This window comes from Nostoc sp. PA-18-2419, assembly GCF_005869855.1.
Classification (GTDB): domain Bacteria; phylum Cyanobacteriota; class Cyanobacteriia; order Cyanobacteriales; family Nostocaceae; genus Nostoc.
Map to the genome: position 1 here is coordinate 227,347 of NZ_SZNH01000007.1, position 13,917 is coordinate 241,263.

Consider the following 13,917-nt stretch of genomic DNA (forward strand, 5'->3'; position numbering starts at 1 on the left):
AACTCTATTTAGGTATTTTATATTTTAATTCTCTAATCTTCAAGCTTGCTTATCAAAACGAACTAACGCAAATCACAATCTAGATACTTTTAAAACAGCTTTTGATAATAACCAACATTTCTGGATACTTGAGCATTATAAATTTCCTCTAATATCTTTCGAAGATTATACTTATATTCCCATGTTGGATAATGAGAACGGAATTTTCTTACATCTGAAATGTACCAAATATGATCGCCAGAGCGATTCTCTTCTGTATAAGTATATTGCAGTTTTTTACCTACAATATCTTCGCAAATTGAGATTGCTTCTAACATAGAACAATTGCTATGCCGAGAACCGCCAATATTATAAACTTCTCCGCATCTGGGATTTTGATAAAAATGATAAAAAGCATTGACTAGATCGTAACTATGTATATTATCTCTAACTTGTTTACCTTGATAGCCAAATATGGTGTAAGTGTCACCTGTAATAGTACATTTCATTAAGTAAGCTAGAAAACCATGTAACTGAGCGCCAGAATGGTTAGGCCCAGTTAAGCAACCTCCTCTAAAGGTAACAGTCTTCATGCCGAAGTATTTACCATATTCTTGAACTAATATATCTGCAGCAACTTTAGAAGCACCAAAGAGAGAATGTTTAGAGTTGTCAATTGTCATTGACTCATCAATACCCTCTGTGTATTTATGATTTCGTTCAATTTCCCAACGTTTTTCTAACTCCTCCAACGGTAAATAGTTAGGAGTATCGCCATAGACTTTATTAGTTGAGGTAAATATAAAAGTTGTATCAGGGCAATATTGTCTAGTTGCTTCTAGTAATACTAAAGTCCCATTAGCATTAACTGTAAAATCTGTATGAGGGTCTTTTGCTGCCCAATCATGAGATGGTTGCGCTGCTGTATGAATAATTAGACAAATATCGGAGGAATATTCTTGAAAGAGGTTTTCTATTGCAGAGCGATCGCGGATATCAATATCATAATGACGATAGCTGTCACCGTATTTATCTTCTAGGATACAGCGATTCCACTGTGTTGATGCTGATTCACCAAAAAATACCGCCCGCATATTATTGTCGATACCCAGAACATGAAAACCATTCTGAGCAAAAAAATGAACCGATTCTGAACCAATTAAACCGCAAGAACCAGTAATTAAAACGGTGGGCATAATATTTTGAATCACGTCATAGTACAACTATTAGTTTAGGATAAAATGGCCTTTTACTTGAAGTTAAATTAGAACGGTTTAGTTGCTTTAATAAACATTTGTCCTCCCAGAAAATTCCAAACAAACGGTAATTTGAGATAAAGTTTTAATAATTTAGGCGATGCTGGTCTACCTTTAGTTGAATATGGCAAAAATCTGGGAATTAGAATATCAATTCTGAACCCAATAGTATATAGTAATTCTTGAAGTGAAAGATGCGTTATTGGTAATTGATGATCGATAAAATCATAATATTCTTTAATCGAATATTTAAAATTTGGCTGGATGATTAATATTGCTCCTCCAGGCTTGAGGTAGTTAAAGCAAAATAACAAAACTTCAATTAGCTCTTCTTTATTGCTTAAATGTTCAAAAAAGTTTGAAACAAAAATTCTATCAAACCGTTCTTTTATTTTCTCCTGTTCTCTTAAGTTCAAAATATCTAGATTGAGAACATTTACGTCAGAATTAGCAAATGCTTGAGAATCAGGATTAAGATCTATTAAGTATTTTTGTTGTGCTTGAATATTATTAATAAACTCACAATAGCCTCCCCCAATATCTAAAGTAATTGAGTCTTTTCCCACGTGCTTTTGTAAAAAATCCTCAATTAAGATTTTCCACAACACTATTTTAGCTCTTCTCTGTTGATGATCAAAACGGTTAGAGTAAAGTTTTTTTAGATATTCTTCTTGTTTCATAAGTCTTTGAGCTAAAAAGCTAGTTTTCACTAAATAATTTAAGATAATATAGGTTTAAGCATTGTTTCATATTCAACAATCCAGTTATAAATATCTTTAAGAGTTCGTTCTGGATTCATTATTGGTTTCCATCCAGTCTTATGACTTATTTTTGAACAATCAGTAACATAGATGGGGATGTCACCTTGTCTAGCTGTTTCTTCTGATTTTATCAGAATAGATTTACCAGTAATTACCTCGCATAATTTAGTAGTTTCTAATAGAGATAAACTATTATCAACACCTCCACCAACATTTAAAACATCTCCTTCTAATTCAGAAAAATGTTCTAACTGATAATTAATTAGGCATAATAAATCTTCAATATGTAATAAATCTCTTACTTGTTTACCTGTTCCGCCATAACCTATATAGCTTAAAGATTTTTCAAAATAGTGTGCAGCTAACCACAAAACAAAAACACCTTGGTCAACTTTACCCATTTGCCAAGGTCCTGTAATTACACCACAACGATTGACTATAGCCTGAATATTATAAGCCTGCCGATACTCTTCAATCAGCATTTCCGAGGCTAGTTTAGTAGTACCATATAAAGAACGGTAGTTTTGCAGTGGAAATTCTTCTGCAATACCAAAATGAGACACTCCTGGTATTGTCTGTTCAACAGTAATGTTAAAGCGGGTCGGTAATTCTACTAGATTAACAGATTTAAGTGTTTCAATTGGATAAACACGACTAGTGGATAGAAAGAGCAAACGAGCTTGAATTTGTCTAGCCAGTTCAAGAACATTTATCGTTCCCACCAAATTTGTTTGCAAGACATATTGTGGAGATACAAATCCTGCAAGTACAGAAGGTTCAGCAGAACAATCAATGATGGTATCGACACTAAAAATTCCAGGATCTAAATCGCTAGAAGAACGAACATCACCATGAATAAAGTCAATTCCCAAATTTTTCAGTCTAGGAAGATTTAATTCTGAACCGCGCCTTCGGAGATTATCAAAACATATAATTTTCCACTGAGAGTAATGCTTTTTTAAATAAACTGCTAAAGAACTACCAACAAAACCAGCACCTCCTAAGATTAGAATCTTCTCAGCCATTTCGTTTTAACCTTTGATTTACTAGCACTCTATTATTACTTAGATGATAATCTCCCCGCGATAAATGTTTTTCTAGCCAGATGTAGAGGACTATAAATAAATATCGACTTCCCATTTCTTTAAGCTTTAACTTAGAAACACCTGTAGTTCTATTTCTCCAAATAATAGGAATAGTTGTATAAGAATATCCTCTTACTACAGCTTTAAGTGGCATTTCTACGGTTAAGTTGAAATGATGAGATACTAGAGGTGAGATACCTTGAATAACATCTTTACGATAAATCTTAAATGCATTAGTAGTATCATTAAATTTTAAGCCAAATAAAATTTGAATAAATAAATTAGCTAAACGATTTACAATTAACTTGTGATTAGGATAATCAATAACTTTACCTCCTTTAATGAAGCGGGAACCAAAAACACAATCGTATCCCTCTTGTAGTTTACGGTAATAAGATACGATGTCTTCTGGTGCATCCGAACTATCAGCCATAACTACCGCTACAGCATCTCCTGTAAAATTTTCTAATCCGCAACGAACTGCAAAACCAAAGCCATTAGGATAATAATTATTGACATAACGCAGCTTACTATTTTCAGAATTTATCTGCTGTAATAATTTCTCTGTATTATCTTTGCTATTGTCGTTAACAACTAAAATTTCATAATCTACTTTTTCTTTTTCTAAAATTTGGCAAATAGTTTGAAGAGTTTGAATTATGCAGTCTTCTTCATTGTATGCAGGAATTACTATTGATAAAGTCTTTACAGATTTGGAAATATCTATCGTTCTTGATTCATCTTTTCTTAAAGTATGATTTACTGATAGAGCTGGAGCTAATGATTCTGGATAATATGGAACTGAGATTTTTTCTGACTGTGAATTATTATAAATTTTTTCTTTTGGGGTTTTAAATACGAAGCGATCGCTAATCAAGTAATTAATCGATGCGCTCGCAATTACACCAATTATAGTATTGATTGCATAATTAACTTTCAACCAATCTAAAATTGGAAAAATAAATAAAATGCGAGTAAATACTGAAACTCCAGCAGAGACATGGTAAAGAGGAAGTTGTCGTAAAAATACTTCTTGAATTGTCCAAATACCACCAGTCCAAACCCAAATCCGGTATATAAAAAAACTAGATATAAGCGAAATTTCAATAGATATTATATTAGCAATATTTCGTAACAAAGGGGTATTAAATTTTAACTTTTCAATTATTAAATAAATTAGTGCTAAGTTGAGTGCTGCTGCTAAACCACCACCTATCAGAAACTTTAGTATTTTGGGCTGGAATAATTTTTTTAGGGTAATCATGTTTATTAAAATCATCAGTAATAAATATTATTTAATAAACTTAATAATTAGAACTCGTAGCTAATGTTTAATTAATTTCATAGACCAAGGTTCTGGATTAGTTGGAATTATAATTTCCTGTCCACTTGGTAATTCCATAAATCTATCAGCATACTTAGCAAATTTGAAATCAGTAAAAGCAGGATGTTGCCAGTCAGTTACTATGCCAATGGACATAGTTGCTAGTATCGTTACTGCAAATATCTTCGCCATATGAGTTTTTATACTGTAGATTTTGTAACAAAGCCATATAGTTCCTAATGAAAAAGCTAATACTAAGTTAAACCAGTAACGTCCACCGACACCAACAGGTTCAAACAGAGTTACGTGAGGAAACTCTAAAGCTATTGCTGTAAAAGGAATAAGAGTAGCAAATATAATAAATGCTCTTAGTTCTATAGAAGATTTAAGTAACAAATAAAACAATATAATAGAACCTACAATTAGAAGTGTTATATTCAAAATAATATACAATGACTCTGGCAAGCTGTTAATCAAATAATTAGTAATATGAGTACCAAAAAAAGACATTGAAAAAACTTGATTTGTTAAAATTTCTAATATTTTTCTTACATCATTAAAAGATAAAAAAATTGAGCCTATTTTACTAATTCTACTTTGACCAATTTGATTATTAGTAAGAACTAAAATTTGGGTTAATGCTGTACCTAGTAGCAGGACAAGCTTTATATAAAATAAATTATTGATTCTCTTTTTTTGATTGCTCTTTTTTTCAAAAATAATTAAAAATAAAATTGCCAATATTATCAAAATTGAGAAAGGTCCAGTTAATCCTCCTATCAAAATGATTAGAATATCAAATAAATTAACCAAAAAATTAGAAGATTTAGAAATAATAGCCATAAAGATTAAAAGTGCTATACGCCATTGTGCATTAGTAATGTTTGCATTGACCTCATAGCATCCAGGTAAAGCTAGATAGAGAAACGATATATAAATTCTATAATTTATATTTGGTATTAATTTTGAAAATCTAGAGGAAATTAAAAAATTTACTGGCAAAATTTGAATTATAATAGCAATCAAATTAAAAACAAGTGGTGCTGATTTGAAAGAGAACAACATACTAAATGCCGCTGTTAATCTAGCGATAGCATCTAGATATCCTGCGTAAGGTGAGAATAATGAATTTATAATTCCATTATTGTATGTTTGGGCATAAAATACAGTTCCATCTTCTGCCCAAAATTGAGGATTTAAAATTGCATCAGGTCGCCTAGAGATAATTAATATAAAAGCAAGTAGAAACATTATTGTATGAACATACAGTAATCTGCGTCCGCTAGGATTATGTGAATAAATAGCGCGGTTAGTTTCCATGAATCAGTTACTCACTCGGTTACTTTGCAATATGATTGCCCTATGATTGCAGAAACTACTTTGTTAAAACAAAATAAAATTCTATATCCTCTGTTGGATTAGATAGAGTAGGTTGCGACCACACAGATGACCAAGGATTAATATTTTTGCATACGTAATCTATTATTAAAGTAAAACTACTATAAGTGAAAGTATGGAAGTGTATATTAAGTTGTTCACGGAAATTTTTATCTACTTTTTCATACAATTTATCGGGTTCTGTGGGAAAAGCCAATTGATAAAATTCTACGTAATGTTCTCTATCTCGCTCTGATGAAGGATTTTGATAATCTAAAATCAAGTGTTCTAGTGTCGTCAATTTGCGCTGTTTATCAAAGGTTCTTTCTTTGTCTGGTATCACTAAAACTAAATAACCTCCCACACGAAGTTTATTGTAAGCATTTTTGAGAGCTAATAAAACATTTTTCACATGTTCAATAACATGACAAGCAACTATAAAATCAAGACTATTATCTTCAATACTTTCAAGCTTTTCTAAATCTGTAATCAAAGTTGGTTCAATTAAACTATGAGGATTTTGACCTGTATATAGTTGATCTTTGATTGTTGTTTGAGAATATATATCTGCATATTCAACACTACAGTGTAAAGGTATAGGAAAAGGAGATGCAGCAGCTCCAACTTCTATCCCTTTACCACGAAGCCTAGACGCAGCTATTTCCCGCATCTGCATACTACTACAATTTCTTGGCGGATTTTGCCAATCGGCAAATGACCAAAAATGTGGTGTAGGGTGAGCGGGAAGATAGTTTAGCAACGTTTCGTCACTTACTATTTGAATATCATCAGGGCAAGTATACCCATTATTATTTATCCAATGTATATCTGGCACATAGTGACGATATCCATTTTTTACATAAAATACCATTGAGCCGAAAATACTGCCATTAGATTGCATTAAAACGCCACTAGATTTAGTTTCGCGATTGATAAATTTAGTTTCAGGATTGAGAATGAAATTATAAACTTTTTTGATTTCAACATCCCAATCTGCATGGTTATTTATTATTTCTTGGGCAGCATTAACTCTAATATATTCTAAATCTTCGTATCGTTCGATTGCTTCTGATATTGTTTCAGCTATATATGTAGCGCTTGGATAAGATAAAAGACAGTTTTGCCTATCTTTCAATAACCATTTTGTACTGTTATTGATATTAGAAACGACTAATACACCGCACGCCATCATCTCGAATGGTAAGTAAGAGGGATGCTTAGTCATCATCATAGATAGTCCAATATGACAGGAGCGATATAAATCTCCTGTTGCTTCATAACTTAGCAAACCAAGATTTTCTATTACTCCTTCTAACCCATAGTCTTTAGGTTTCCAGTTTGCACCAGCTGACAATATTTTAATATTAGAACCGTAACGATTTTTGAGTTGACGCATAGCTGTAATGGCTAGCTCAAAAGCGTTGCGAGGATGTCCAGGACGACCATAAAAAAAGATTCGTTTGGGGTTATCTTTCCTGGAACTATTATCGGCATAGAAAACTCTAGTATCTACGCAAGGCGTAAAGTGAATAGATTTTCCCCCATATTCACTTTCATATATATTTTTTAAACTAATAGTATTAGCAATTCCATAAAATCCAAAACGGTATGTTGCTTCAGCTTGAGCATAAGTGGAACCAGCTGGATAAAATAAAGGTTCAAAATCCTGAATAAAATAAAATTTCAATCCAGTATTTTGAACCTTTAACAATATATAAGCAGTTGTCCAAAGTGTGGCTATAGAAAAATCGGCAGGCTGTATATTATGAATTGCTTGTATCGTATTAAGTACTATAACCTCACAAGTTCTTAATTCAGGAAATGCCTGAATAATATTCCCAAAAATCACATCAGCCTTTGCTTCTCCACAAATCAAAAATCTTTGATGCATTCCTCCTTTTTGAAGTAAATAATCAGCCGTCCGGAGTATTGTCATGACTCCGCCATAAAAAGCATTTTCAAAGGATGGGAGATACCAATTGACAATATGAGATCCAGATAAAATAACTCTTTCTGGATGTTGCTGAATTTGATCAATATCACTTAAGGAAAAATCCATAACTGCGGCTAATGCAGTTGCATCTTTAGTGTACTTATCTAAAGGAATTAGCTTATCTTTAATTAACTTTTTCAGAAATACTGGAATATTCATCAAAGTTCTCCCTTTTTTACTTTTAATTTCAAAGGAACTACAGATGCAAATGCAGGATGAAAATAAGGATCGTTTGCTAAAGAATCATTAAATTTTGGCAGATTATATTCTGGTAAATCAGCTAAAAACACTCTCGCATGAGGATTTACCAAACCACGTTTATTAGCAGCTCCACTAGCTTGACAAAGTTTGATTGTTGAATGCACCACAGAAGGAGAATCTGTAGGTAATCCTCCTACATTTAAGTAATGTTTATAATTAAAAGCTACAGCCCAAGGAGAACTAGCGCTACAGTTCCGATACCATAAAGCTCCACCAAATGTTTCCCAAGTATATAAGTTTCTACCATAAAATAACGGAAAGCCATTATTATGTTTATCAACAATCAATCCAGCTTCGACAACTATATTTTTATTTGTCAAAATAAGTGCTGAAGAAAATCCGATAGCTGGATGATTAAGAACCCAACCGCTTAATTCTTCTATCCATCCCTCTTGAAATCTGGCGATTTGACCTGATACAAACAAGACCACATCAGGAGTGTCCTGTCTCGCTGCTTCTGCTAAAGTTGCTAACTTAGAATTTCCTTCACTAAAGACCAACCAATCAATAGGTAAATTAATATGTTTTGTTAGTGTCTTGATTTCACTTGCTTGTGAATAATAATTAGATTCTGGCAAAACGATTTTGGCTTTATGCAAGTTAGAGTCAGTAAATACTGAAATAGCACTGATGCAAGCTGATAAATAGCTCCAAGGTACTTCTCCATCAATAACAATTGATACTTTCGCAGGTGGAGTTTTCCACTGTAATCTAAAACCACATTCTGTATGTGGTGAAATTATCGCTGGTAATTGCGTTCGACTTAGATGATCTTTAAGACACTTTAGCTGCGCTTCAAGTGCATAGGGTTTAGAATCTATCCCTAAAGAAGTTGAACCTTGTATAATACGCCAGTGGTAAAGTACAGAATTAATTCGCGCAATACGTGATGTTTGCTCTGTAATACGTAAAAATAAATCCCAATCTTGTGCTCCATCGGTTTCTGGACGAAATCCCCCTAAAGAATTCACAAGCTCTCGACGAGCAATACATAAATGAGTTAAATAATTAGCTGAATACAAAATTTCTGGACTCCACTCTGGCTTGAGTAAGAGCCGAGACCTGGTCGTACTGTTTGCACAGACACAGTCTTTATCTGAGTAGATGAAATCTAAATCTGGCTGCTCGCATAATTTCTTTGCTACTTCATAAAATGCCCAAGGGGTTAACAAATCATCATGATCGAGTAAAGCTATAAATTCTCCAGTAGCGATTTCTAAAGATACATTTGAATTACCAGAAATTCCTTTATTTTCTGGTAAAATGGCAATCTTAATTCGTTTATCTTGCAAACTTAAATCTTTTAAGTATTCAATCGTGTCTAAATTACTAATATCTGCGAATGCAATACACAACTCCCAGTTGGTATAAGTTTGTTGCAATACACTATTGATTGTCTCTTTTAAAATAGTTATGGGTAATTTATAGACTGGAAGTATTACACTGATAACAGGTTGATAATTTAAAGATAAAGTTTGATTTTTTTGTTGCTTTAGTTCGTCATTAGTTGGTTCGTAGTCTTTTATCCATTGTGTATATTCTGAAGAATCAGCTAATTTTTGTAAAACTTCTGCTACTAGTGTATCTGTGAAACTAATCTTAGTACGGAAACCCATCATTTTATATGTTAAAAAATTTAATGCACGTTTATTAAATACCTCATAACCTTCTGTACGAATTATGGTAATACTTTTAATAGCAATTGATATCAAAGGTAAATTTATATTAGTATTCTGTATTTTCTGTACTAAGTTTAAATATATTTTTCGCAACTTCCAAAACTTGCTAGTTTCCATCCAAGAGACAAGATTTCGCCAATTTTCTAATTCTACTTGAGTTGCTTGGAGTTGATGTTGAGAGCTTTCTAATTCTACTTGAGTTGCTTGGAGTTGATGTTGAGAGCTTTCTAATTCTACTTGAGTTGCTTGGAGTTGATGTTGAGAGCTTTTTAATTCTACTTGAGTTGCTTGGAGTTGATGTTGAGAGCTTTCTAATTCTACTTGAATTGCTTGGAGTTGATGTTGAGAGCTTTCTAATTCTACTTGAGTTGAACTTACTTTAGATTCTAAATTTACTATCTTTGACTGAATAATATTTTTATTCTTTAATTCATTGTTTAAGTTATCAAAATATAACTCATTAAATTCCAAAAGCTTATTAATTTCTATGACTTCATCTTCTATTTTACGTAGTAAAATGCCATGAGGTATTAAATCATATATGTCAAAATTGTAATCAGGAATAAAACCATGATCGATAAATATTTTGAGCCAATTAATCCGAGGTAAAACTGTTAAATGTGTTGGTTCTCCAAAATCTTCAGAAGTAGATGAGAAAAATATGACTTTGCCATATTTACACATATTTTTAATTGCATTGAATGCCTCATCCCGTGGCATGTGTTCTACCACTTCAATACATATTACTAAATCATAAGAGTCTTTAAATTTATCAAAAGCATTTGAATCAGCAGCAGAAGCAACAAAAACACAAGATTTTAGATCTTCTCTTACACAAGATATTGCATATTCAGAATAATCAAAACCATGAACAAAAACACCTCGATTGTAACATGCTTCTACTAAAAAACCTTTGGCACATCCAACATCTAATACGGAACTAGGCGATACATAATTTATTAATTTATCCGCAACTGCATTAAAAAAACGCAACCAGTGTCCATCGTGAGCTGTCCTATCATAAGGAATACCAGGAACCATCTGTAGATAATAGTTTTCATCATAAAAATTCTGATATTCTAACTTAACCATCTTTACCTACTCCTGTATAGTTAGTGTATTCAAATATTTTTTGACTGCTTCTTCAGCATTCCCGATAAAGTTCACCCTTCCTTTATCTAACCAAACTAAACGATTACAGTATTTGACAATAAATTTTAAATCGTGTGAAACTACCAACACTGTGGCATTGCCATCCCAAAAATTATCAATTCTTTGCTTACACTTATTTTTAAAATTTTCATCTCCTACTGAGAGAACTTCATCTAATATCAAAATATCTGGTTGGACATCAGTAGCGATCGCAAATCCTAATCGCGCTACCATACCCGAAGATAATCCTTTCAATGGTACTAGTGCATAATTTTCTAACTCTGCAAACTCTAAAATTGACGGCGTTCTTTCCTGCATTTCTGTTCGAGAATATCCCAGTAAGACACCATACAGTAGAATATTATCTAACACAGAAATTTCTGAATCAAACCCTGCTCCAAGCTCTATCAACGGGGCAATATGACCACGAACTCTCACCACACCACTTGTCGGCTGCAAAATGCCACAAATCACCTTGAGCAGTGTTGATTTTCCCGAACCATTGGCGCCAATAATTCCTAATTTCTCACCTGAATTTACCGCAAGATTTATTTCATTTAGCACCAACTTTTTTACAGGCTGGTGATATTTACCCTCAACAAATGATAAAATTGTCTTTTTAAGATCATAAGAAAACTCTTCTTGTGTTCGTCGCAACAGCGAAACATTATCTAGGCGAATTACTTCCATTTACAGCAAATCCATAAATTGATGTCGCCATAAGTGGAAACAAGTCCATCCCAAGGCTAAAATAATTACTCCACTGAGCAAAGCACCCCAAATTAAACTTAAATCCGGTCGAGAATGAGATAATGTAATCTGACGTAGACTTTCAATAATTGGTGATAATGGATTGAAACCTAAAAACTGCCTTACCTGCGGTGGAACAATGGCTGCTGGATAAAATATCGGACTACTAAGCCAAATTACAAATACAACTAATTCATAGAAATAAGGTAAGTCTCTGAAAAATACATATAAAGCACTAACTAAAAAACCTATTCCTGTAGAAACTAAAATTAGGGCTAGAAACGGAAATACTAGCGCAAATACATTGACTAAACTTTTGGAATTAATCAAAGTCATTACTGCTAGCAACGGAAATGTCCCGACTGAAAACTGAAATATGTTTGCACCAATCATTGATACAGGAAAAACGCTAACTGGCAGACTAATTTTATTTAATAGTGAGCCATTACCGACTACACTACTCAATGCCTGAGAGGTAGAAGCTGAGAAAAAATTGATTACTACCAGTCCTGTAAAGGCTGCCAACACATAGTTCAGTATTGAGTTACCGTAATAAGAGGCAAAAGTTGTACCAAAAATCGCTGTGTACAGCCCCGTCATAATCAGCGGGTTGAACAACGACCAATAAACCCCTAAGAACGAACCTCGATAACGTACTTTAAGATTTCGCGCTACCAAAACGTGGAGCAATTCCCAGTAGCGCCGCGCTTGCAACCAAGTTGAACTATCTTTAAGTGAAATTATCATCCTTAAAAACTACCACACACCACACGGGAGTTATTTGCGAATTTTATACTATTAGAGTGTACTTTGCTGCACTAGCCTACTATGAATAACTTTGCTTTAAAAAGTATTGTTAAATACAGTATTAACTACCATTTTTCTACTCTTAAGCGCATCTTCCTCCTGGAAGACTAGTTAATTTATCAATTGGTTCCTAAGAACTCTTTAGCACAAACCAGCAGGCTTTTTTTATCATAAAATTTTTCAAAAGTCAAATATCATCCATTTCAGGATATCTACGATTATTAAAATTATTGAATTATTTACGCACTAGTCCATAACCTAACTCAAACTATCTCGATCAACTCCTTGAGAACGCAAATACTCTGCTAATTGATCAGGCCGTTGGCGTTCTTGTTCAGCTTTTTCTTTTGATGTCGGCACCCAACCTGTTGAATTATACCAACGCAACCACAAGCCTGTTGTCTGCTGATAATAACCTTGCCACAGACCTAATCGTAGTTCTAATTCTTGGTATCAGAAGCGGTTTTCTGGTAAAGAAATTGCCTCGTAGCAAGTGCCTATCAGTTGAAAGGCACAGAAATGATTTTCATAGCAGTCATAGATAACGTAGTAGGGAACCCGCAAAATGCGCTCATATACTTCTCACTTAGGAGGATCTGTTCGATACATGACTGCTACCTTTATTGCTTAACTCAAGCTATCTGGATTTACTCCTAACGATCGCAAATGTTCCGCCAACCGTTGCGATCGCAGTTGTTCTTGTTCCAACCACAATTGTGCCTCAGATGCCTGTTGCTATGCTTGTGATGCTTGTTGTTGTGCTGCAATAGCCACCTGTTGGGCGGTAATAGCAGCTTCCTTTGGCGTTGGAACTAAATCACCATCAGGCGTAAAGTAGCCTAGTTTACCTGCTTCTATGCCTAAATACAAGCTCAGGACATCGCTCCAACGCCATCCTCGCGCATTTGGCGTAATTTCCTGATACTTATTGCCTACCAATTCAAAACCGCTAAATTCCAAATTCTCTGGCGAAAACCAGAAATATTCTGGTGTGTGAAATCGATTTTCATAGAGATTCTTCTTCAAATTCCGGTGAATATCAGCCGTACTTTCTGAAAGTAATTCAATAATTAAATCTGGATAACGACCATCTTCTTCCCAGACTACCCAAGAATTACACGATTGCTTTTCGGTGTTTTTGACCAAAAACAAGTCTGGTCCCCGAAAATCCCGATTTCGCAGTTGTTGACGGCTAAAATAGATTGTGAGATTCGCACCTATAAAAAAATTATCACAGTCACGCCACAGCCACTCAACGGAAGTTACTAAAAGAAGTAACTGCATGTAGTGTAATGAAGTTTCCATCTCCGGCTCATCACTTAACAACCGAGTTGCATCGGGCATCATGTTGTTCTAGCTGTTGCGCTGTGACAAACATTGGGTATATACCTGTTTGGTTGTTGATTTAATTTTAAGCTTTTTGTCATTTGTTATTAGTTTTTCCCCTCTGCCCCTGTACTCCCCACTTCTATTGGAATTTGTGAGAGGTGAGT

At 33.8% G+C, this 13,917-nt stretch carries 10 protein-coding genes and 1 pseudogene; all 11 read right to left on the reverse strand.

Annotated elements, in window-relative coordinates; genetic code table 11:
- Positions 1–89: 89 nt before the first annotated feature.
- Positions 90–1,175, reverse strand: a complete 1,086-nt coding sequence (locus FCR06_RS10050; protein WP_138499125.1) for an NAD-dependent epimerase/dehydratase family protein — start codon at positions 1,173–1,175, stop codon at positions 90–92.
- Between the two features lie 68 nt (positions 1,176–1,243).
- Positions 1,244–1,915, reverse strand: coding sequence for a class I SAM-dependent methyltransferase (locus FCR06_RS10055; protein ID WP_138499127.1), 672 nt, complete (start codon positions 1,913–1,915; stop codon positions 1,244–1,246).
- Between the two features lie 38 nt (positions 1,916–1,953).
- The gene (locus FCR06_RS10060; RefSeq protein ID WP_138499129.1) at positions 1,954–3,021 is read right to left on the reverse strand and encodes an NAD-dependent epimerase/dehydratase family protein; all 1,068 of its coding nucleotides are present in this window, start codon (positions 3,019–3,021) and stop codon (positions 1,954–1,956) included.
- Positions 3,014–4,345, reverse strand: a complete 1,332-nt coding sequence (locus FCR06_RS10065; RefSeq protein WP_138499131.1) for a glycosyltransferase — start codon at positions 4,343–4,345, stop codon at positions 3,014–3,016. The genes FCR06_RS10060 and FCR06_RS10065 overlap by 8 nt, the downstream gene beginning before the upstream one ends.
- Positions 4,346–4,405: 60 nt before the next feature.
- A complete protein-coding gene (locus FCR06_RS10070; protein WP_138499133.1) occupies positions 4,406–5,725 on the reverse strand; it encodes a hypothetical protein in 1,320 nt (439 codons plus the stop codon).
- Between the two features lie 55 nt (positions 5,726–5,780).
- Positions 5,781–7,934: a glycosyltransferase gene (locus tag FCR06_RS10075; RefSeq protein ID WP_138499134.1), complete on the reverse strand. Its 2,154-nt coding sequence runs from the start codon at positions 7,932–7,934 to the stop codon at positions 5,781–5,783.
- Positions 7,934–10,807 (reverse strand): glycosyltransferase, encoded by a 2,874-nt coding sequence (locus tag FCR06_RS10080; RefSeq protein WP_138499136.1) that lies wholly within the window; start codon positions 10,805–10,807, stop codon positions 7,934–7,936. The genes FCR06_RS10075 and FCR06_RS10080 overlap by 1 nt, the downstream gene beginning before the upstream one ends.
- Before the next feature lie 6 nt (positions 10,808–10,813).
- On the reverse strand, positions 10,814–11,557 hold the full coding sequence (locus FCR06_RS10085) for an ABC transporter ATP-binding protein (protein ID WP_138499138.1): 744 nt from the start codon (positions 11,555–11,557) through the stop codon (positions 10,814–10,816).
- A complete protein-coding gene (locus tag FCR06_RS10090; protein WP_138499141.1) occupies positions 11,558–12,364 on the reverse strand; it encodes an ABC transporter permease in 807 nt (268 codons plus the stop codon).
- 318 nt (positions 12,365–12,682) lie between these two features.
- Positions 12,683–12,817 (reverse strand): hypothetical protein, encoded by a 135-nt coding sequence (locus tag FCR06_RS34225; RefSeq protein ID WP_262984661.1) that lies wholly within the window; start codon positions 12,815–12,817, stop codon positions 12,683–12,685.
- A 234-nt stretch (positions 12,818–13,051) separates the two neighbouring features.
- Positions 13,052–13,802, reverse strand: a pseudogene (locus FCR06_RS10100) (Uma2 family endonuclease).
- Positions 13,803–13,917 lie beyond the last annotated feature (115 nt).